Source organism: Xanthomonas sp. MLO165, from assembly GCF_018831305.1.
GTDB classification, from domain to species: domain Bacteria; phylum Pseudomonadota; class Gammaproteobacteria; order Xanthomonadales; family Xanthomonadaceae; genus Xanthomonas; species Xanthomonas arboricola.
Genome location: NZ_CP029263.1, coordinates 440,688 through 461,746, shown reverse-complemented (window position 1 = coordinate 461,746; position 21,059 = coordinate 440,688). Strand labels below are relative to the sequence as shown.

21 protein-coding genes and 1 other RNA gene are annotated in these 21,059 nt (G+C 68.4%); 11 read left to right on the top strand and 11 right to left on the bottom strand.

Features of this window, described 5'->3' with window-relative positions:
• Positions 1-23: 23 nt before the first annotated feature.
• Entirely contained in the window at positions 24-749 is a 726-nt protein-coding gene (locus DGN21_RS02025) for a ComF family protein (RefSeq protein WP_184428944.1), read from the bottom strand.
• Between the two features lie 49 nt (positions 750-798).
• Here DGN21_RS02025 and bioB point away from each other — a divergent pair, with 49 nt between their 5' ends.
• The 5 genes from bioB (at position 799) to bioC (ending at position 6,036) form a co-directional block, all read left to right on the top strand.
• Entirely contained in the window at positions 799-1,833 is a 1,035-nt protein-coding gene (gene bioB, locus DGN21_RS02020) for a biotin synthase BioB (protein WP_154831294.1), read from the top strand.
• Positions 1,834-1,930: 97 nt separating this feature from the next.
• Positions 1,931-3,136: an 8-amino-7-oxononanoate synthase gene (gene bioF / locus DGN21_RS02015; protein ID WP_016903255.1), complete on the top strand. Its 1,206-nt coding sequence runs from the start codon at positions 1,931-1,933 to the stop codon at positions 3,134-3,136.
• 235 nt (positions 3,137-3,371) lie between these two features.
• Positions 3,372-4,133 (top strand): pimeloyl-ACP methyl ester esterase BioH, encoded by a 762-nt coding sequence (bioH, locus tag DGN21_RS02010; RefSeq protein ID WP_160955112.1) that lies wholly within the window; start codon positions 3,372-3,374, stop codon positions 4,131-4,133.
• A gap of 43 nt (positions 4,134-4,176) precedes the next feature.
• Positions 4,177-4,959: an SDR family oxidoreductase gene (locus tag DGN21_RS02005; protein WP_046346173.1), complete on the top strand. Its 783-nt coding sequence runs from the start codon at positions 4,177-4,179 to the stop codon at positions 4,957-4,959.
• Positions 4,960-5,151: 192 nt separating this feature from the next.
• Positions 5,152-6,036, top strand: a complete 885-nt coding sequence (gene bioC, locus DGN21_RS02000; protein ID WP_039517288.1) for a malonyl-ACP O-methyltransferase BioC — start codon at positions 5,152-5,154, stop codon at positions 6,034-6,036.
• A 169-nt stretch (positions 6,037-6,205) separates the two neighbouring features.
• Here the strand turns inward: bioC and DGN21_RS01995 are convergent.
• Positions 6,206-6,281: non-coding RNA, sX9 sRNA (locus tag DGN21_RS01995), on the bottom strand.
• A gap of 101 nt (positions 6,282-6,382) precedes the next feature.
• On the opposite strand from DGN21_RS01995, the gene lpxO reads away from it, so the two are divergent.
• Entirely contained in the window at positions 6,383-7,288 is a 906-nt protein-coding gene (gene lpxO, locus DGN21_RS01990; protein ID WP_016903250.1) for a lipid A hydroxylase LpxO, read from the top strand.
• 206 nt (positions 7,289-7,494) lie between these two features.
• Here lpxO and DGN21_RS01985 read toward each other — a convergent pair whose 3' ends face one another.
• From DGN21_RS01985 to DGN21_RS01975, 3 genes are all read right to left on the bottom strand, one after another.
• On the bottom strand, positions 7,495-7,914 hold the full coding sequence (locus tag DGN21_RS01985; RefSeq protein ID WP_065047020.1) for a nuclear transport factor 2 family protein: 420 nt from the start codon (positions 7,912-7,914) through the stop codon (positions 7,495-7,497).
• An 80-nt stretch (positions 7,915-7,994) separates the two neighbouring features.
• Positions 7,995-8,612 (bottom strand): YdcF family protein, encoded by a 618-nt coding sequence (locus DGN21_RS01980; protein WP_026064498.1) that lies wholly within the window; start codon positions 8,610-8,612, stop codon positions 7,995-7,997.
• Positions 8,597-9,556, bottom strand: a complete 960-nt coding sequence (locus tag DGN21_RS01975) for a pyridoxal-phosphate dependent enzyme (protein ID WP_126965386.1) — start codon at positions 9,554-9,556, stop codon at positions 8,597-8,599. Before DGN21_RS01975 ends, DGN21_RS01980 begins: the two co-directional genes overlap by 16 nt.
• Before the next feature lie 157 nt (positions 9,557-9,713).
• On the opposite strand from DGN21_RS01975, the gene DGN21_RS01970 reads away from it, so the two are divergent.
• From DGN21_RS01970 to DGN21_RS01960, 3 genes are all read left to right on the top strand, one after another.
• The gene (locus DGN21_RS01970) at positions 9,714-10,172 is read left to right on the top strand and encodes a hypothetical protein (RefSeq protein WP_024938779.1); all 459 of its coding nucleotides are present in this window, start codon (positions 9,714-9,716) and stop codon (positions 10,170-10,172) included.
• A gap of 581 nt (positions 10,173-10,753) precedes the next feature.
• Positions 10,754-12,658, top strand: coding sequence for a tRNA uridine-5-carboxymethylaminomethyl(34) synthesis enzyme MnmG (gene mnmG, locus DGN21_RS01965; RefSeq protein WP_184428943.1), 1,905 nt, complete (start codon positions 10,754-10,756; stop codon positions 12,656-12,658).
• A 282-nt stretch (positions 12,659-12,940) separates the two neighbouring features.
• Entirely contained in the window at positions 12,941-13,588 is a 648-nt protein-coding gene (locus DGN21_RS01960) for a DUF2490 domain-containing protein (protein WP_162491096.1), read from the top strand.
• Between the two features lie 131 nt (positions 13,589-13,719).
• Here DGN21_RS01960 and DGN21_RS01955 read toward each other — a convergent pair whose 3' ends face one another.
• Positions 13,720-14,688 (bottom strand): alpha/beta hydrolase, encoded by a 969-nt coding sequence (locus DGN21_RS01955; protein ID WP_054591142.1) that lies wholly within the window; start codon positions 14,686-14,688, stop codon positions 13,720-13,722.
• Here DGN21_RS01955 and DGN21_RS01950 point away from each other — a divergent pair.
• A complete protein-coding gene (locus DGN21_RS01950; protein ID WP_164738858.1) occupies positions 14,632-14,982 on the top strand; it encodes a hypothetical protein in 351 nt (116 codons plus the stop codon). The two genes, DGN21_RS01955 and DGN21_RS01950, sit on opposite strands and share 57 nt — an antisense overlap.
• Positions 14,983-15,012: 30 nt before the next feature.
• Here the strand turns inward: DGN21_RS01950 and DGN21_RS01945 are convergent, their stop codons facing one another.
• A complete protein-coding gene (locus DGN21_RS01945; RefSeq protein ID WP_039528778.1) occupies positions 15,013-15,873 on the bottom strand; it encodes a PA4780 family RIO1-like protein kinase in 861 nt (286 codons plus the stop codon).
• A 147-nt stretch (positions 15,874-16,020) separates the two neighbouring features.
• Between DGN21_RS01945 and DGN21_RS01940 the strand changes: the two genes are divergently transcribed.
• Positions 16,021-16,878, top strand: coding sequence for an IclR family transcriptional regulator C-terminal domain-containing protein (locus DGN21_RS01940; protein WP_215825099.1), 858 nt, complete (start codon positions 16,021-16,023; stop codon positions 16,876-16,878).
• A 16-nt stretch (positions 16,879-16,894) separates the two neighbouring features.
• On the opposite strand, the gene DGN21_RS01935 is transcribed toward DGN21_RS01940, so the two are convergent.
• From DGN21_RS01935 to DGN21_RS01920, 4 genes are all read right to left on the bottom strand, one after another.
• Positions 16,895-17,821 (bottom strand): alpha/beta fold hydrolase, encoded by a 927-nt coding sequence (locus DGN21_RS01935; RefSeq protein ID WP_160955116.1) that lies wholly within the window; start codon positions 17,819-17,821, stop codon positions 16,895-16,897.
• A gap of 267 nt (positions 17,822-18,088) precedes the next feature.
• Entirely contained in the window at positions 18,089-18,493 is a 405-nt protein-coding gene (gene pcaC / locus DGN21_RS01930) for a 4-carboxymuconolactone decarboxylase (RefSeq protein WP_126965389.1), read from the bottom strand.
• 259 nt (positions 18,494-18,752) lie between these two features.
• A complete protein-coding gene (gene pcaD, locus DGN21_RS01925) occupies positions 18,753-19,541 on the bottom strand; it encodes a 3-oxoadipate enol-lactonase (RefSeq protein WP_126965390.1) in 789 nt (262 codons plus the stop codon).
• Positions 19,542-19,551: 10 nt separating this feature from the next.
• Complete coding sequence (locus DGN21_RS01920; protein WP_184428941.1) at positions 19,552-20,934, bottom strand: 3-carboxy-cis,cis-muconate cycloisomerase; 1,383 nt, start codon at positions 20,932-20,934, stop codon at positions 19,552-19,554.
• Between the last annotated feature and the right edge of the window lie 125 nt (positions 20,935-21,059).

Sequence of the window (21,059 nt, the reverse complement as noted above, 5' to 3'; positions counted from 1 at the left end):
CACAACCCCCAGCCCACCAAGCCTCACGGCACCCGCGCGCATACCCACGCATCCACCCGCTGCACACCGGCCCGCTGCAAGGCCTGCGCCGCCGCATGCAGCGTCGCACCGGTGGTCATCACGTCATCCACCAGGGCCACATGCGCGGGCAAGGCGCCACGCGCGACAAAGGCCTGGCGCAGATTGCGCTGACGCTCGGCCGCATCCAGCTCCGATTGCGGCGCGGTCGCGCGGACCCGGTGCAGCAATGGCAGGCAGGGCAGCCGCAGCGCGCGGCCGAGCGGTCTGGCCAGCTCCAGCGCCTGATCGTAACCACGCTGGCGCAAGCGCTGCCGGTGCAGACTCACCGGCACCAGCGCCTGCGGACGCGGCAGGCCTGCGCAACGCCTGACCATCAACTCGCTGAGCAAACGCCCGGCAGCCAGGTCCTGATGAAACTTGAAGCGCCGCAGCAGCCCATCCACCGGCCAGCGATAGGTGAAACACGCATGCACGCGTTGCAGCGGTGGCGGGTGCTGCAGGCATTGCCCGCACAGCAGCGCGCCACCGCAGGCGTACAGCTGCGTTGCGCAACACAGGCAGGCGTGCCCGTGATCCGGCAACGCGGCGCGACACGACGGGCACAGATCGCAATCGGCGCTGCCGGGTTCCGCGCACACCAGGCACCGGCTCGGCAGCAGCAACCGCAACACCCGGCGCGGCCACCTGTAAACCGAGTTGGCTTCTTCGAAGTTGACAGCCTCTTCCATGCTCACCAGACTGCCTGGCTTCCAAGCCGCTGACTGTCAGGAAACCCCGATGTCTGTTGTCGTACGCCATGACTGGGATCGCAACGAGCTGCAGGCGCTGTTCGATCTGCCGTTTCCGGAGCTGCTGCACCGCGCCGCCAGCGTGCATCGCGCCCATTTCGATCCGGCGCAGGTGCAGGTGTCCACGCTGCTGTCGGTCAAGACCGGCGGCTGCCCGGAAGACTGCGCGTACTGCCCGCAGGCGCAGCGCTACGACACCGGCGTGACCGCGCAGAAGCTGATGGAGACCGAAGAGGTCGTCGCCAAGGCACGCCAGGCCAAGGCCGCCGGCGCCTCGCGCTTCTGCATGGGCGCGGCCTGGCGCTCGCCCAAGGAGCGCGACATCCCCAAGGTCGCGGCGATGATCCGCGAGGTCAAGGCGATGGGCCTGGAAACCTGCGCCACGCTCGGCATGCTCGACGCCGGCCAGGCACGCGCGCTCAAGGACGCCGGGCTGGACTACTACAACCACAATCTGGACACCGCGCCGGATTACTACGACTCGATCATCCACACCCGCCAGTATCAGGACCGCCTGAACACGCTGGAGCACGTGCGCGATGTCGGCTTGAAGACCTGCTGCGGCGGCATCGTCGGCATGGGCGAAACCCGCGAGCACCGCATCGGCCTGCTGCTGGCGCTGGCCACGCTGCCGGCGCATCCGGATTCGGTCCCGATCAACCAGTTGGTCCAGGTGGCCGGCACCCCGCTGCACGGCACCCAGCAACTGGACCCGTTCGAGTTCGTGCGCATGATCGCGGTCGCCCGCATCACGATGCCGCGTTCGATGGTGCGCCTGTCCGCCGGCCGCGAGGCGATGAGCGACGAACTGCAGGCGCTGTGCTTCCTGGCCGGTGCCAACTCGATCTTCTACGGCGAAAAACTGCTCACCACCGGCAACCCGGACACCGAACGCGACCAGGCTCTGTTCCAGCGCCTGGGCCTGCGCCCGATGCAGATCACCGTCGACGCCGCCGACCACGACCACCCCGGCACCGTGCATGCGGAAATCACCCGCAGCACGGCCTGCGAGCACGCCGCCTAACCGCGAATCGAACGTCCGGCACCGGTCGTCGGTGCCGGCTGGGCGTGCCGGGCGCGGCAGGCTACGCTAACGCCCCCTTCAGCCGTTGAACGCCCCCATGGCCCGCCCCGATCTGCACGAACGGATTTCGTCGCTGCGCACCTTGCGCGTGGCCCAGGAACGGGTGCGGGTGCGGCGGCTGGTGGGCCGTCGCGATGGCGTGCGGCTGGAAGTCGATGGCCGCTGGCTGACCGGTTTCTGCTCCAACGACTATCTGGGCCTGTCGCAGCAGTTCGAAGTGGTCGCCGCGTTGCAGGACGCCGCCGCGCGCGATGGTGCCGGCGCCACCGCCTCGCATCTGATCTGCGGCCACCACACCGCGCACGAAACGCTGGAGCGCGAGATCGCCGAGTGGCTCGGCTATCCATCGGCGCTGCTGTTCGGCAGCGGCTTCATCGCCAACCTGGCAGTGCAGCAGGCCTTGCTCAGCGAGGACGACGATGTCTGCGTGCAGGACCGGCTCAACCACGCCAGCCTGCTCGATGCCACACGCCTGGCCGGCTGCCGGTTGCGCCGTTATCCGCACCTGGATGTGGAAGGCGCGATGCGTCAGCTCAAGGGCTCGCCCGAGGGCGCGGCGATGCTGGCCAGCGATGGCGTCTTCAGCATGGATGGCGATGTCGCGCCGCTGCGTGCGTTGAGCCTGGTGGCGCGCATGCAGCAGGCGCTGTTCTACGTCGACGACGCACATGGCGTGGGCGTGCTCGGCCCGCAGGGGCGCGGTTGCGTTGCCGATGCCGGACTGGGCGTGGCCGAAGTGCCACTGCAGCTGGTGACGCTGGGCAAGGCGCTCGGCGGCTATGGCGCGGTGGTGGTCGGCGATGCGGCGCTGGTGCGCCATCTGGCCGAAACCGCGCGCCCTTACATCTACACCACCGCGTTGCCGCCGGCGCAGGTCGCTGCGACGTTGGCGGCCGTGCGACTGGCGCGTCGCGACGATTGGCGGCGCGCCAAGCTGGTCGAGTCGATCGGCAGTTTCCGCGATGGCGCACGCCGGCATGGCTTCGAGCTGATGGCCTCGGATACGCCGATCCAGCCCCTGCTATGCGGCGAAGAAGCCACGGTGATGGCGATGTCCGCCGCGCTGGAACAGGCCGGCTTCCTGGTCGGCGCGATCCGCCCGCCCACCGTGCCGGAAGGCAAGGCGCGTCTGCGTGTGACCCTGTCCGCGCTGCATACGCCGCAGCAGGTGCAGGCATTGATCGAGGCCATCGTGCAGGCGCGCGATGTGGTCAGCCGGCAACCGCTGCGTGCGTCTGCCTGAGGGCGACGATCCAGACGATTGCGCAATAGCCGCGCGGTGGCGGCCGGTGCTCGACGTGGCAGTGTCGCGTCGCTGATGTTGCCGGATCGCTGCTGTCGGTGCGGTCCTGCGTGTCCGCAACCGGCTTGGCGTGCCGCGCAGATCGGCTCCACGCGCAGCGCAGGCTGACGCAAGACACCTTGCGCCGCACACGCCGACCCATGCGCCGGTCAGCGCCATCAGCGACAATCCCCGCATGCATATCGATGTCATCGGCCACGGGCCTGCGCTGGTTCTTCTGCACGGTTGGGCGTTGCACGGCGGTGTGTTCGCGCCGTTGGTGGAACGCCTGGCCGCGCAGCATCAACTGCATCTGGTGGATCTGCCCGGGCACGGTTTCAGCCGTGGCGACAGCACGCCGCTGGCGCTGCCGGACGTGGTCGCCGGCATTGCCGCCGCCACGCCGCCGGCGGTGTGGGTCGGCTGGTCGTTGGGCGGGCTGTTCGCGCTGCATGCCGCGGCCACCCAGCCCAAGGTACGCGGGCTGGCGATGATCGCGGCCACGCCGCGTTTCGTGCGTGGCAACGATTGGTCCGACGCCGTCGAGCGCGAGGTGTTCGTGCAATTCGGCCAGGACCTGGCGCGCGACTACCGCGGCACGCTGGAGCGATTTCTGGCGCTGGATACGCTGGGCTCTGCGCATGCCCGCAGCGAGTTGCGCAGCCTGCGCGAGACGCTGGTGGCACGCGGCGAACCGGCCGCCGAAGCACTGCAGCAAGGCCTGCAGCTGCTGGAACGCAGCGACCTGCGCCGCGCGCTGCCGCAACTCGCGCGCCCCAGCCTGTGGATCGCCGGCCAGCGCGACCGGCTGGTGCCGGCGGCCGGCATGCAGGCTGCCGCCGCGCTGACGCCGCACGCGCAGGCCCTGACCATTGCCGGTGGCGGGCACGCACCGTTTCTTGGCCATGCCGATCAGGTCGCCGAGGCGCTGCAACGCTTCGTTGTGTCCGTGCCATGAGCGGATCGTCGATCATGCGGCATCGCTGATCGAGGACACACGCATGGATCTGGGAATCGCCGGGCGCTGGGCACTGGTCTGCGCCGCCAGCAAGGGCCTCGGGCTGGGCTGCGCACGCGCACTGGCCAGCGAAGGCGTCAACGTGGTGATCGTCGCGCGCGGCCGCGCTGCCCTGGAGCAGTCAGCCCAGGCATTGCGCGCACTGCCGGGCGCCGGCGAAGTGCGTAGCGTGGTGGCCGATATCGCCACCCCGCAGGGACGCAGCGATGCGCTCGCCGCCTGCCCGCAGCTGGATATCCTCATCAACAATGCCGGTGGCCCGCCGCCCGGCGATTTTCGCCAGTGGGAACGCGACGACTGGCTGCGCGCACTGGACGCCAACATGCTGGCGCCGATCGAACTGATCCGCGCCAGCGTCGATGCGATGCGCGCGCGGCGCTTCGGTCGCATCGTCAACATCACCTCCAGTGCGGTGAAGGCGCCGATCGACATCCTGGGCCTGTCCAATGGCGCGCGCGCGGGCCTCACCGGCTTCGTCGCCGGGCTGGCGCGCAGCACGGTGGCCGACAACGTCACCATCAACAATCTGCTGCCCGGCCAGTTCGCCACCGACCGCCTGCGCGGCAACTTCGCGGCGATCGCGCAACAGCAAGGCGGCAGCGCCGAAGACGTCGCCGAGCGCAAGCGTGCGGGCATTCCGGCCGCACGCTTCGGCGAGCCGGACGAATTCGGCGCGGCCTGCGCGTTCCTGTGCAGCGCGCAGGCCGGCTACATCACCGGGCAGAACCTGCTGATCGACGGCGGTAGCTATCCCGGCACGTTCTAGAGCGCCTCGGCCACGCGGCGAGTGATGGCGACCGCCGCGGGCATCCGGTGGGTGTTTGGTCAGGCCCCGTTGAATCCCGTGCCGCTCGCCGCGCAGCCACCGGCAGACCGAACGTCTGCAGCCTCGCCAGGCCGATACCAGGCCACCCATCGATTCCCTCCGCCCCGGCCACAGGCGACAATAGCGCCGCTCATGAACAGTACTTTCGACCCCCGCCACGTCCGGCGCGCCTTCGCGCGTGCCGCCAGCAGCTATGCCGCCGCCGCCGCGCTACAGCGCGAAGCCGAAGCGCGCCTGCTCGAATCGCTCGACTACCTGGGCGACCAGGTGCCCAAGGTGGTGCTGGATGTCGGCGCCGGCCCCGGCCATGCCAGCGGCGCGATCAAGAAGCGCTGGCCCAAGGCGCAGGTGATCGCGCTGGACCAGGCCATGCCGATGCTGCGCCAGGCGCGCAAGGCAGCGGGCTGGTGGAAGCCGTTCGCGCAGGTCTGCGCCGATGCACGCGCCTTGCCGGTGGCCGACGGCAGCGTGGACGTGATCTTCAGCAACCTGTGCCTGCAGTGGGTGGAAGACCTGCCCGCGGTATTTGCCGGTTTCCGCCGCGCGCTGCGGCCAGGCGGCTTGTTGCTGTGCTCCACCTTCGGCCCGGAGACGCTGATCGAGTTGCGCGAGGCCTTCGCCCAGGCCGACCCGGCACCGCATGTCAGCCGCTTTCCGCCGATCGCCCAGTTCGGCGATGCCTTGCTGATGTCCGGCTTCCGCGACCCGGTGCTGGACCGCGACCTGTTCACGCTGACCTACAGCGACCTGCCTGCTCTGATGCGCGAGCTACGCGCGATGGGCGCCACCAACGCACTCAGCAATCGCCGCGCCACCCTGACCGGACGCGGCCGTTTTGCCGCCGCCAGCGCCGCCTATGAGCCCTTGCGGCGGCCGGACGGCACCCTGCCCAGCTCCTGGGAAGTAATCTATGCCCACGCCTGGGCACCGGCGCCGGGCGCGCCCATCCGCGAGCAGGGACACGATGTCGCCAGCGTCCCGGTGGCCTCGATCCCGATCCGCCGCCGCATCGACTAGCGGCGGTGCAGATCGCCGGCAGCAACGCAGCCGTTGCCGGCGAGACACACAGTTTTGCGACGGCACCAATGCAGACCTGTCAGGCTCGGTCGCGACACCCGGTAGAATTCAGCAGTCAACGGCCGCATGTTCCTGTTGCGGCTTGCCTTTTCGACGCCTGAACCGGCGTGGTTAGCAAAACGCAGCACGCAGCCGTCAAGTGGCTGCAGACGGCGCGCAGGAATCTGCATGTACGCGTGGTACATGCCGGTTCCGAGTACCGGCAGCGCCTCCGCCCGGCTGCTGCACTGACGTTTTGATAGCCGCTCTTAGGTTTGCGGCCCCCGTCCCCCAATCGGCCTTCCCAATGTTGAAGTGGCTCATCATCGCGCTGTTCATCGCATCGGCGCTGTACATCCATTACCGCGGTCGCGTGCGGCACCGGCTCAGCCGGCAGCTGCTGGACCATTCCACCTTCATGGCGCCGATCAACACGCTGATGTACCTGTGTTCGCGCGTGCCGACCACGCCGTTCATCGATCCCGGCAAGGAATTTCCGGAGCTGGCGCCGCTGCGCGCCAACTGGCCGCTGATCCGCGATGAAGCGGTGGCGCTGCAGCAGATGCAGAAGATCCGCGCCGCCGACGGCTACACCGACATCGGCTTCAACTCGTTCTTCCGCCGTGGCTGGAAGCGCTTCTATCTGAAGTGGTACGGCACCGCCCACCCGTCGGCGTCCGAACTGTGCCCGCAGACCACTGCGTTGCTGAAGTCCATCCCCACGGTCAAGGCCGCGATGTTCGCCGAGTTGCCGCCGGGCAGCGAACTGCGCCCGCACCGCGACCCGTTCGCCGGGTCCATGCGCCTGCACCTGGGGCTGGCCACGCCCAACGACGATCGCTGCTTCATCGATGTCGACGGGCAGCGCCATAGCTGGCGCGACGGCGAGTGGACGATGTTCGACGAGACCTACATCCACTACGCGCGCAACGACACCGACCAGGACCGCATCATCCTGTTCTGCGACATCGAGCGCCCGATGCGCTGGCGTTGGGCCGCGGCGGTGAACCGCTTCGTCGGTCGCAGCCTGCTCTCGGCCGGTGCCTCGCCCAATCAGGAAGGCGACAAGACCGGCGGCATCAACCGCGTGTTCCGCTATTTCTATGCCGCGCGCCTGAAGGCCAAGGCGCTGAAGGAACGCAACAACCCGCTGTACCAGACGCTCAAGTGGGGCATCTTCATCCTGGTGGTGGTCGGGATCGTGTTGCTGTAACCCCCACCCACCCACGTAGGAGCGCACCCGGGCGCGACCGGCATCGCCGGTAACGCCCCATCGCGCGCAAGCGCGCTCCTACATAGGCACAGCTCCGGCCGCAACACCGCACCGATCACGTAGGAGCGCACCCGGGCGCGACCAGGCATTGCCGATAACGCCTCATCGCGCCCGGGTGCGCGCCTACGCAGTGCCGGTCGATGCGCTCAGCGCGACACCTGCGCGATCCATTCCTGCAGGTTGTAGTAGTTGGTGACGCGGGTGATCTTGCCGTCGCGCACATCGAAGAACGCACCGCCCGGCAGCACATAGGTCTGCCCATTGGCTTCCGGCAGGCCTTCGTCGGTGGTGTGGTAGACCCCGTGCACCACGTACTCGGCACCGACCCGGGTGCCATCCTCGTTGGCGGTGATCACGATGTCGCGCAGCTGCTCGCGGTAACTGTCGTTCATGCGCTGCAGGAAGGCGGCAAATTCCGCCCGGCCGATCTCGCGCGGGCCCTGGTTGAGATCGTGCGCGACGTCCTCGGCCAGGAACGCCAGCATGGCGTCCCAATCGCCGCGGTTGAATGCCGCGTAATAGGCCTGGACCAGGCCGGTGGCGTGTTGCCGATTGCGCTCGCTCATGCTCGAACCTGCCGCTGGGAAAGCGGCATCATAGAGCGCGTTTTGCGCTTCAACACGCCTGCCCTGCGGCATACCCGGCGTCAGGCGCCCTGCACCACCAGATCGCGATGGAAGTAATAGACCTCCTGCAGCAGGAAGCGCCAGCTGGTGTGGAAGCTGCGAAAGCGCGTGCTGGGCGTGGAAGAGGCCAGCGCGTCCACCCCCAGCTCATCGCTCAGCCGCAGCGCGCGCGCCATGTGCAACGGGTCGCTGACGATGATCGCCCGGTGCATGCCGTGCCGGTCCATCAGCGCGCGTGCCTGCTGCAGATTCTGCCGGGTGGTGCGCGAGACCGTCTCGATCACGATCGCCTCCGGCGGTACGCCGTGGCGTAGCGCGTAGCGCCGCGCCACCTGCGATTCGGCAAAGCGCGCGCCATTGCCGAAGCCGCCGGTGAACAGCAGCCGCGGCGCGTAGCCCTGCGCGTACAGGTCCAGCGCATGCCGGATGCGCTCTTCGAACACCGGCGAAGGGCGCGCGTCGTAGGCAGCCGCGCCCAGCACGATGATCACGTCGGCCGGCGCGGCCTGGTCGCGATCGCCGACCCAGACGATCCAGCCGGCCACGCCCACCAGCCAGATCAGCGTCAGCATGCACAGGCGCCAGCACCAGCCCCACAGACCGATCCCACGCGACCGCCTGCTCACGCCGCGGCCCACGGCAGCGCATCCAGATCGACATTGCCGCCGGACAGGATCAGCCCGACCCGCCGCCCGGCAAAGCGCGCCGGGTCGCCCAGCACCGCTGCCAGCGCAATCGCCGAGGACGGCTCCACCACCTGTTTGAGCACCTGCCAGATCAGCCGCATCGCCTGCACCACCGCCGCATCGTCCACGGTGATCACCTGCGCGCCGGCGGCCTGCAACACTGCAAAATTGGGCGCACCCAGGGTGCCGCGCAGGCCGTCGCAGAGCGTGTCGGGCACGAAGTCGACCAGGCGCTCGCCGGCCGCCAGCGAGCGCGCGGTATCGGCCGCCCCGCTCGGCTCGGCCAGCACCAGCGCACAGCCCGGCGCCGATTGCAGCGCCAGCGCACTGCCGGCGGCCAGCCCACCGCCGCCGACCGGTGCCACCAGCACATCCAGCCCGCCGCTCTGCAGCAGCAGCTCCAGCGCGGCGGTGCCCTGCCCGGCGATCACCGCCGGGTCGGTATACGGATGCACCAGCGTCGCGCCGCTGCCGGCCTGGACGTCGGCACACATCTGCTCGCGCGCCGCGATGGTGGGCGCGCAACGCCACAGCGTGGCGCCGTGACGGGAAATATTGGCCAGCTTGGCGGCCACCGCGCCTTCGGGCACCACCACGTGGCAGCCGATCCCGCGCGTGCGCGCGGCGAGCGCGAGTGCGGCGCCGTGATTGCCGGACGAATGGGTGACCACCCCACGCGCGGCCAGCTCCTCCGGCAACGACCACACCGCGTTGCAGGCGCCACGGAACTTGAAGGCGCCGCTGCGCTGCAGGTGTTCGGCCTTGAAGAACAGCTGCGCACCGCAGAGGGCGTCCAGGCTGTGCGAGGTCAGCAGCGGTGTCGGCACGCACTGCGGCGCGATGCGCGCAGCAGCTTGCAGGACGTCGGAATGGGCAAGCGGGACCGTCTCGATCATGCCTGCAAGATTAACGTATCGTCCCCGCCTTCACGGCTGCACGCGCGGCACCCGCGCATGCTGGATCGATGCAGAAGCACCACATTGCGGCACAGTTAAGGACCGATTCAATGCATCGGTTCGAAAGTGACACCATGGTTGCAGGAGGGCACCATCCATGAAATTCCGTCTGATCTTCGCCGCCGGGCTATTGGCCCTGGGCGGCTGCGCAACCTACGACTACACCGGTGCGGGGTCGGGCGGCTATTACCGCGGCGCGCCTGCGGTGCAGTACCGCTACCCGCCGGGCTACTCGCCATATTTCTACGGCAATCCCTACGGTTACCCTTACGGCGCCGGTTCGATCGGGCTGTACGACTACCCGGCGTATCCGGTCTACCGCGGTGGCTATTACTACCGCCAGAACGATCGCCGCCCGCAGTACCGGCCGCCACGTCCGCACGGCTCGTTCAACAATGGGCCCCGTCCCAACGGCCCGCGCCCGCAACAGCCCAATCGCCCACCGGCGACTGGCGCTCCGCCGTCGCGGCCACCTCGTATCGGTGCGCCGCCGCGGGTGATCCGCGAGATTCAGCGGCAGACCGCGCCGCGCAATACGCGTGAGCAGATTCCCTGAGTTGCTGACTGCGACGTGGCCCACAAATGGCGATGTTGGGGGCTTGCGTTCAGCCGGCACTTGGTCGCAAGCTAGGCGCTCTGTGTGACCCGCCACGTCATCTTTTGACCCGGCCGGGCGCACTGACCGACTTATGTCGATGTCCGACAGGGAAATCTGGATCCCCCCTGTTCCGGCCCTGTCGGATATCGGCGCCTCCAACGCATAAAGCCCCGGCATGCCGGGGCTTTATGTTTTTGTCGTGCGGTCCGCTCTGGCGCGCCTGGGCACCCCGTTCGAGCAGCCAGGGCTGCGGCGGGCGGTGGAGCGCGGAAAAAAATAAGGGTCGGCAGTCCCCCGACTACCGACCCTTACGCTACCCCATCGCACGCGTGGCTGGCCCCTGTTCCAATTCCAGCCTTGCGCCCATGTCGCAATGCCACGACGGGTGCACTAGGGATATCCGCACGGAACATGCCAACTTGAGAGCCAGTGTTCGATAATGTGATCTACATCACATTTTTATCCGTCGAGTGACCTTACTCGCCCTTCAGCCGATACTTTCGCGGCCGCCAACCTCCTTCTGCTCCTGGTCCACGCCCATGTCCGACTCCTTCTATCGCTACGACGTCATCGTGATCGGCGGCGGCCATGCCGGCACCGAGGCGGCGCTGGCCTCCGCGCGCGCCGGTGCGCGCACCTTGCTGCTGACCCACAACATCGAGACGGTGGGCGCGATGAGCTGCAACCCGGCCATCGGCGGGATCGGCAAGGGCCATCTGGTCAAGGAGATCGACGCGCTGGGCGGGGCGATGGCACGCGCGGCGGATCAGGCCGGCATCCAGTGGCGCACGCTCAATGCCTCCAAGGGGCCGGCGGTGCGCGCCACCCGCTGCCAGGCCGACCGCAACCTCTACCGCAACGCCATCCGCCGTATCGTCGAGGCGCAGCCAAACCTGACCGTGTTCCAGGCGGCGGTGGACGATCTGATCATCCACAACGGCGCCGCCGAAGCCGACAGCGTGCGCGGCGTGATCACCCAGACCGGGCTGCGCTTCGAAGCGCCCTCGGTGGTGCTGACCGCCGGCACCTTCCTGGCCGGCAAGATCCACGTCGGCGAGACCCAGTACGCGGCCGGACGCATGGGCGACCCGCCGGCCACCACGCTGGCCGCGCGTCTGCGCGAACGGCCGTTCGCGATCGACCGGCTCAAGACCGGCACCCCGCCGCGCATCGACGGGCGTACGCTCGACTACAGCGTCATGCAGGAACAGCCGGGCGACGACCCGCTGCCGGTGATGTCGTTCATGGGCCAACTCGGCGATCACCCGCGCCAGGTCAGCTGCTGGATAACCCAGACCACCGAGCAGACCCACGACATCATCCGCAGTGCGCTGCATCGCTCGCCGCTGTATTCCGGGCAGATCGAGGGCATCGGCCCGCGTTACTGCCCGTCGATCGAAGACAAGGTGGTGCGCTTTGCCGAGAAGAGCAGCCACCAGATCTTCGTCGAGCCCGAAGGCCTGGAAGTGGCCGAGATCTATCCCAACGGCATCTCCACCTCGTTGCCGTTCGACGTGCAGCTGGCATTGGTGCGCTCGATCCACGGGTTTGCACAGGCGCATATCACCCGCCCCGGCTATGCGATCGAATACGACTTCTTCGACCCGCGCGGGCTCAAGGCCTCGCTGGAAACGAAGGCGGTGGGCGGGCTGTTCTTCGCCGGGCAGATCAATGGCACCACCGGGTACGAGGAGGCCGCCGCACAGGGCCTGCTGGCCGGGCTCAATGCCGCGCGCCGCGTGCAGGGCTTGCCGGCGTGGTCGCCGCGCCGCGACGAGGCCTACCTGGGCGTGCTGGTGGACGATCTGATCACCCACGGCACCACCGAGCCGTATCGCATGTTCACCAGCCGCGCCGAATACCGCCTGCAGCTGCGCGAGGACAACGCCGATGCGCGCCTGACCGGCGTCGGCCGCGCGATGGGCCTGGTCGACGATGCGCGCTGGGCGCGCTTCTCCGCCAAGCAGGAGGCGGTGCAGCGCGAAAGCGCGCGCCTGTCGGTGCTGTGGGCGACCCCGGCTAATGCACTGGGCCGCGAAGTGGCCCAGACCCTGGGCGTGGCGGTGAGCCGCGAAACCAACGTGCTGGACCTGATCAAGCGCCCCGAACTCAATTACGCCGCGCTGATGCGCGTGCCGACGCTGGGGCCGGGCGTGGACGATGCGCAGGTGGCCGAGCAGGTGGAGATCAGCGTCAAATACGCCGGTTACCTGGACCGCCAGCGCGACGACATCGCACGCCAGCAGCGCCACGAAACCACGCCGATTCCGGATGGATTCGATTATGCCGGCGTGCGCGGGCTGTCGATCGAGGTGCAGCAGAAACTCGAGCGCGTGCGCCCGCAAAGCATCGGCCAGGCGCAACGCATTGCCGGCATGACGCCGGCGGCGATCTCGTTGCTGCTGGTGCATCTGGAGCGGGCGCGCCGCAGCCAGGTGGCGTAAGCGCTCGCCGGTGCGTGGGCAGCTGCATGGCGGCTGCCTGTTCGGACGCATGCGTTTACACGCGGCACACGCGTGAATGTTTGTCAGCGGATGTCATGGCGCGACGGCATGTCGCCGCAAGCGAAGCAACACGCCGGTATCGCAGCGGCGGTGCCTAAAAGCGCGATGGAGGTCGCGAACGAGTTGGTATGCTCCGGCACCACCGACGACTTCCTGACGATGAACAGACTGCGCGCGCTGCTGACGGCCAGCTACCGGATCGCCTGCCCCGCCCTGCTGCTGATGCTGGGCGGCACCTCGCAAGCGGCCGCGCAGACCGAGGAAGACGGGCGTTACTGGCTGAGCGTGTATGCCCAGGGCAAGCTGCCGGTCGAAAACCTGTACTGGAGCATGGATGTGCACCCACGCTGGCGCGAAGAGGGCGAACAGTTCGACCAGTTGATCCTGCGCCCTGCGGTGTTTTACCGGTTCACTCCCAAGGCCAGTGTCTGGATGGGCTATGACACCATCATCAGCCACCCGGCCGGGCAGTCCTCCAACCGCGAAAATCGCTGGTGGGGGCAGTTTCAATATCAGTTCGATCCGATTGCCAATATCACCATCACCAGTCGCACCCGCCTGGAGCAGCGGCACCGCGAAGGTTTCAGCGACGAGGGGTATCGGGTGCGCCAGATGATCAGGGCGGTCCGGCCCAGCGCATTGTCTGCGCAATTGTCGTGGGTGGCCTTCAACGAACTGTTCGTCAATCTCGACCACACCGAGTGGGGTGCCCGACGCGGTCTGGACCAGAACCGCGTCTTCGTCGGCATCAACTGGAAGTTCAACGACATTGCCAATGTCGACGTCGGTTATCTGAATCAGTTCGTCAACACCAGCACCGTGGACCGCGAAAACCACGTGCTGATGACCACGTTCCGCTTCAACTTTTGAGCCTGCTGGCGGCCCGCAAGACTTGCGTACCTGCAAGCCTGCATCGTCGTCTTTCCCTCGCGCGGTGATCCACATGCGGGCATGGCTGCAGCGCTGCGGCAGCGCGCGCATGGCACGCCTGCCGCACGCCCTTATGCCGCCCTGCGCTCGACGGCGGGCAGCAAGCGCTGGCGCAGCAGCAGCGCTGCCATCTCCAGCGTTTCGCCGGCGGCGCGCAGGACGCCGCCCATATTGATGAAGCCGTGGATCATGCCGGGAAAGCTGTGCAGGGTGACTTCCACACCGGCGGCGCGCAGGCGTTCGGCATAGCTGCGGCCTTCGTCGTAGAGCATGTCGCGCTCGCCCACGATGACCAGTGCGGGCGCAACGCCGGCCACCTCCGGCACCAGCATCGGCGAGACGCGCCAGTCCTGTGCAATGGCCGGGTCGGGCAACAGATGGCGATTGAAGAAGCGCACCGCCTCGGCGGTCAGCGGCGGCAGGCCGGCGTTATGTGATCGCGACGGGTATTGGCCGTTGTCCTCGCGCGCATCGGTGAGCGGATACACCAGCACCTGGCAGCGCAATGCGATCCCGGCATCGCGCGCGGCCAGCGCCGCGACTGCGGCCATGGCCCCGCCGATGCTGTCGCCGGCCACGGCCAGGCGCTGCACGTCGGCACCGACCGCATCGGGCTGGGCAACCAGCCAATGCAGGGTCGCAATCACGTCCTCCACGCCGGCCGGCGCGGGATGTTCCGGCGCCAGGCGATAGTCGACCGCCAGCAGTTGGCAGCCGGCGCGCGCCGCCAGTTGACGGCAGACGTCGTCGTGGGAGTCGAGGTCGCCCACCACACCGCCGCCGCCGTGCACGAACAGGCAGGTCGGGGCCGGACCGGCAGCCAGCCCGGACGGGCGATACAGACGCAGGCGCACCGGGCCGGCAGCGGTGCCGGCCTGCAGGTCGCGCACCTCGGCCATCTCCACACGCGAAAAGCCCAGCTGCGTGCCGAGTGCACGCATCATTGCGCGCGCGCCCTCGATCGGCAGGGTTTCCATCGGTGGTTGAGCGGCGTGTTGAAGCTGGGCGAACAGGCGCACGACATCGGGATCAAACGACATGGCGGACTCTCCAGGAGACGATGGCTGAGCCTGCCAGATACTTATGATCAATCACCATTCAACGCCATCAATTATTTCAATGGCGGTGCCGGAGATGCGCGGCAGTACCGCAAAAACCCCGTGCTGCCGATGCATGCGCCTGCCATGGCGATGCCTGGCGAACAGTCGCATCATCAGCATCTGTTGGTTTTTTGCTGCACTGCATCGTGGCTGCGCGCCTGCATCGGCACGCACCTGCATGACAGTCGTGAGCGATGCATGCCGGCATGCGCGCCAACTGTGTCGCTGCTGTGACGCCGCATCGCGCGCGAACGCAACAGCGGCCTAGTCGTCGTCCTCGGCAGCGGCCTCGCGGCCCTGCTGACGGATGAGGTTTTCCTGGCGTGCGTCCTCGATCGAGGCGCGGATGGCACGCACGTCGGCGCGGCGGGTGTCGAACTTGAAGCGGCCGGTCAGCACGCTGTCCGGGCGCAGCTCGCCCTTTTCGAACAGCGCCCACATCTCTTCGCCGTAATGGGTGTCCAGCAACTCCGGGGCGAAGCGGCCGAGGCAGTCGCGCAGGTTGTGCACATCGCGCAGCAGCATGTCGCGTGCGGCGTTGTTGCCGGCAGCACTGACCACCTGCGGAAAATCGATCAGCACCGGGCCCTCGGGCGAGACCAGCACGTTGTATTCGGACAGGTCGCCGTGCACCAGGCCCAGCGACAGCATCTTGACCACATCGCCGATCAGGCTGGTGTGGAAGCTGCGCGCCTGCTCCGGCTCCAGGTCCACCTCGCCCAGCCGCGGTGCGCTGTGGCCGGCCTCGTCGGTGACCAGGTCCATCAGCAGCACGCCGTGGAAATAGCCGCGCGGCTTAGGCACGTGCACGCTGGCGTCCATCAGTTGATAGAGCACCTCGGCTTCGGTGTTCTTCCACGCGGTCTCGGCTTCGCGCCGGCCGAACTTGGTGGCCTTGCCCATCGCGCGCGCCTGGCGGCTGCCACGCACCTTGCGGCCCTCCTGATATTGCACGCGCGCCTGGAAACTGCGTTGCGCCATGTCCTTGTAGACCTTGGCGCACAGGATGTCGGCGCCCGTACTGACCACATAGACGGATGCTTCCTTGCCGCTCTTCAGTGGTCGCAACACTTCGTCGATGATGCCGTCGTCGATCAGCGGTTGCAGGCCCTTGGGGGTTTTCATGGACTAAGGAGACCGATCCGAAACAAACCAGCAACGATTATGCGGCAACCAGGGTGAAGCGCTTACATGTCCAGGCGCAAGCTGCGACCGGGGGCATGTATCGGCGTGAGCGCTTACCATGCACGGACCCGTCCAAGCTGCGATCCGATGCCCGAGCCCGCCTTCAGCCGCCGCAAACCCACCACCACCGTGGCCACCGCCGGGAGCGAACGCGGCCTGCCGCATGAGTTGATGCAGCAGATCGCCGCCGCCCAGGGCGACCCGGACTTCATGACCTCGCTGGGCCGCGGGCTGGTGGTGCTGAGCGTGTTCGCCCAGCACGCGCGCGAGGTGACGATGTCGCAGATCAGCCTGGAAACCGGCATCTCGCGTGCGGCGGTGCGGCGGGTGCTGCATACCCTGGCCAGGCTGGGCTATGTCGGCGAGCAGGGCCGCGGCTACGTGCTGCTGCCGCGCGTGCTGGGGATCGGCGGTGCGTATGCGGCGTCTTCGTCGATGACCGCGGCGGCGCAGCCGGTGCTGGACGGGCTGCGCGACCAGTTGCACGAATCCTGCTCGCTGGGCGTGCTGGACGGCGACGACCTGCTGTACGTGGCGCGTGCCGAGACGGTGCGCATCATGTCGATCGGGCTGCGCCCAGGCACACGCCTGCCGGCCTACTGCACCTCGATGGGCCGCGTCCTGTTGGCCGCCCTGCCCGGCGACACCTTGCAGGCGTACCTGGAGCGCACCACGCTGCGCCCGCGCACCGACCGCACCGTGACCCAGGCGTCTGCACTGCTGGAAGTGTTGGCACGCACGCGCCGCGAAGGCATGTGCCTGACCGACCAGGAACTGGAAATCGGCCTGCGCTCGATCGCGGTGCCGGTGCGCAACCTGCGCGGCGAGGTGATCGCCGCGCTCAACATCGGCGCCCAGGCCGGGCGCGTGAGCCTGCAGACGATGCAGACGCTGCTGGAGCCGTTGAAGCAGGCGGCGCAGCGGCTGGGTGCATTGTTGAGTTAGTGAGTGGCGGGCGCGCTCAGCGCGGCCGGCGCAGGAAGCTCACCACCGCATCCACCCAGGCGGAATGGGTGTCCTCGACATGCGCCACGTGATCGGCGTGCGGCAGCGTGACCCAGCTGCGGTCTTCGCTGCGCAGGCGTGCGTACAGGTGCGCGTTGTCCGCCTGGGTCGCGATGGGATCGTCGACGCCACGCAGCAGCAAGACCGGCAGCGTGGTCACCTGCTCCGGCTGGAAGGCGAACTGCTCCATCGCGCGCCAGTCGGTGCGCACCGGGTCGGCCGATACCGCCTGCGCCACATAGGCCGCACGCACGCTAGGCGGTGCGGCGTTAGCGGTGATGAAATCCTCGCCGGCCGCCGCGGCCGTGGTGCGCGCACGCAATGGCTGCGCCGGCGCCGGGGTGGTGTCGGGCGCTGTGTCGACATCGTCGGGGAAGCCGTACAGCACCAGCGCCGACACCGCCTGCGGATGTTGCTGGGCGATCAGCAACGCCACCCGCGCGCCATTGGAATAACCGAGCAGCGCCGGCGGCGGCAGCTGCGGGTGCTGGTGGGCAACCCAGCTCAGCACCGCATCGACATCGGCCACGGCGCGCGCGGGCGTGTTCCAGCCGCTGCGATCGCGCGCACTGCCGCCATAGCCGCGCAGATCGACCGCGTAGGCGGCATAGCCGGCCTGCGCCAATGCCGCCAGCACCGAGCGCGCATCGCGCGGCTCGTCGGCAACCTGCAGATCGAAATTGGGCAACGCACTCCAGGTGCGCCCATGCACCAGCAGGATCGTGCCGCGCGGCTGCGCGGGGACGCGCGACCACACCGCCAGCGTCTGGCCATCGTCGGTGCGCACCTGCGCCAGCTCGGTCCCGGGCCCGGGATGCGGTTGTGCCTGCAGCCCGGATGCGGTGAGCAGCAGCAAAAGCAAACAAACGGTACGCAGCAGCATCGGCAACCTCATGGGAAATGTCCTGTGCGAACGGAAGCGGTGGTCCGTTGCGGCACGTCCATCATCCCGTCGTCGATGGGCGATGTCATCAGCGGCGATGTGTATACGGGATGGCCAGGGTGCAACGCAGTGCGCGCGCTGGATCGCCACCCTGCCCGGCGTGCCCTGAGTGCAGGCCAGGGGGCACAGCCAACCGAACCGGTGGCATTTGCGCCGCATGCCGCGCAAATGCAGCGTGCCTGCTGCACTCACGCGTCGCCGTGGCCGTCAGCCTTCGGGCGCCGGCTGTTCTTCGCCGGCCTGCTCCTCGAGGATGGGCTTGGCCAGCGCGAAGGCATGGTTGGCGGCAGGCACGCCGCAATAGACCGCGGCCTGCAGCAGGACTTCCTTGATCTGCTCGGGCGTGACGCCGTTGTTACGCGCAGCGCGCACGTGCAGCTTGAACTCCTCGTCGTGGCCCAGCGCCACCATCATCGCCAGGGTCAGCAGCGAGCGGGTGTGCGCGGGCAGGCCATCGCGGGTCCAGATGGTGCCCCAGGCGTAGCGGGTGATCAGCGTCTGGAACTCGTCGGTGAACTCGGTGCGTGCGGCCAGCGAACGCTCGACATGCGCATCGCCCAGGACGCGTCGGCGCTCGCGCAAGCCCGCCTGGTAACGCTCGTCTTCGTGCATCGGAATCTCTCCTGCGTGGGAATGGGGAATGGGGAATGGGGGAATCGGAGTGCTGGCGGCTGCTGCAGGTCAGCTGTGGCCGTAGGGCAAGCGCTGACGTATCAGGTGCATTGGTTGCGATTGACGTCGCTGGCGACAGGCAGCCGGCTGTGGTCAGCTGGGCGCAGATGCAACGCATGAGTGGGGATGCCGGGCGTCTTGCGTGCCGGATCGGGGTGACGGCTGCACGCGTCCGGCAGCTGCCTGGCCGGGCGGAGGGTCACACGTGGTCGGCCTGCAGAAAGCCCAGCACGCTGTGGTTGAACGCGGCCGGCGACTCCAGGTTGCAGATATGCCGGCCGGACACCTGTGCGTAGTGGCCGTGCGGGGCGGCGTACGCGATCTCGCGCAGATCGGCCGGTGGACAGACCGGGTCGTCGTCGCCGGCCAGTGCGAGCAGCGGCAGTTCTAGCGTATCCAGCGCGCCGCGGAAATCGGCGTCGGCCACCGCCTGGCAGCAGGCGATATAGCCCTGCGGCGATGTCGACACGAACGCGGCCACGATCATGTCCAGGCGCTGCGCATGGCTGATGGCAAACGGTGGCGTGAACCAGCGCTGCAAGGTGGCATCGACCAGCCCCGGCAGGCCTTCGCTGCGCACCTGCTCGATGCGCGCGTTCCAGCTCTCGCTGCTGCCGATCTTCTGCGCGGTGGCGCACACCACCAGCCGGCGTAGACGCTGCGGCGCATGCAGGCCCAGCCATTGCCCGGTGAGTCCGCCGATCGACAGGCCGCAGAAGTCGCTCTGCGCGATCTGCAACGCGTCCCACAGCGCCAGCACGTCCTGGCCCAGGTCGGCAACCCGATACGGGCCGGGCGGCGTGTCCGAATCGCCATGGCCGCGGCGGTCGTATCGCAGGATGCGGTAATGCGGCGCAAACGCGGCGATCTGCACGTCCCACATGTGCAGGTCGGTGCCCAGCGAGTTGCAGAAGGTCAGCCAGGGGCGACCTTCGGTGCCGTCGAGGCGGTAGTGCAGGCGATGCGTGGGCAACTGGAGATAAGCCATCGGAGCACCGTCAGCGGGATGAAGAAGCGGCCAGCACGCGATCGATCCAGACCGAGGACATGCCGCGCCAGCTGTCCACATCGAACACCCCCTGCAGTTGCGCCTGCGTGAGTACCGCGCTCACCTGCGCGTCGTCGCCAAGCACCTCGCGCAGATGGCGCTGCTGCGCCTGGGCGCGTGCCACCGCCTGTTCGACCAGCGCATGCGCCTGCGGCTTGCCGAGCCGTGGTGCCAGCGCGAACACCGCCGCCTCGGCGTACAACGCGCCACCATGGCTGTGCAGGTGCGCGCGCATGGCTTCGCGGTCCAGTTGCAGGTCGGTCAGGCAGCCTTGCATCTGCGCCAGGCTGCCGGCGGTCAGGCACACGATCTGCGGCAAGGTCTCCCATTCGGCATGCCATTGGCCGGCGGCGCGCTCATGCGGCTGCGCCATCGCGCTGAACAAGGTCGCCACCAGGCCGGGCACGCGGGTGGCAGCAGCAACCGCGGCGACGCTGGAGACCGGATTGCGCTTGTGCGGCATCGCCGAGGAGCCGCCCTTGCCGGCTGCGGCCGGCTCGAACACTTCGCCGACTTCCGACTGCATCAGCAACACCACGTCGCCGCCGATCTTGCCCAGCGTGCCGGCCAGCAGGCCGAACGCACAGCCGACCTCGACGAGGCGATCGCGTGCGGTATGCCACGGCATCGCGGGCAACGGCAGCGCCAGCGTGGTTGCCAGCGCCTGGGCGACATCCAGACCGCGCTCCTGCAACGACGCCAACGTGCCGGCCGCGCCCCCGAACTGCAGCACCAGGCCATCGTGCTGCAGGGCCTGCAGGCGCTGGTGCGCGCGCTGCAGCGCATCCAGCCAGGCGGCGACCTTGAGCCCGAACGTGACCGGCACCGCCTGCTGCAACAAGGTACGTCCGGGCAGGCCGGTGTTGCGTTCGCGCGCGGCCAGCGCAGCCAGCTCGGCGCACAGGCCCTGCAGGCGCGGCAGCAGCAGGTCGAGCGCGGCGCGCAGCTGCAGTACCGTGCCGGTGTCGATGACGTCCTGGCTGGTGGCGCCCCAGTGCACCCAGCGCGCGGCCTGTACATCGTGGGCGGCCACACGCGCGGTCAGCGCCTTGACCAATGGAATGGCGGGGTTGCCGGCAAGTGCGGTGGCCTGGGCCAGCGCGGCCAGATCGTAATGCTGCACGTCGCATGCGGCCGCAATGACCTGCGCGGCCTCGGCGGGAATCACGCCGCATTGCGCCTGCGCGCGGGCAAGCGCGGATTCGAAGTGCAGCATTGCCTGCACCCGCGCCGCGTCGTCGAACAGCGCGTCGCAGGCCGGCTCGCCAAACAGGGATCCCAACAGGGAAGACGTCGCAGTCATGCATGGCCTCTGGTGGCGTGCCGGCAGCATGGCACCGATGCGCAAGAGTGCCAACTGGCGTGCGCGGTGCCGGGTGGTGTGCACGCGTGGTGATCGGTGCGGGTCATGCGTGCTGCACGTTTGGACAAGGCGTGTCGCGGCGGGATCACGGCATT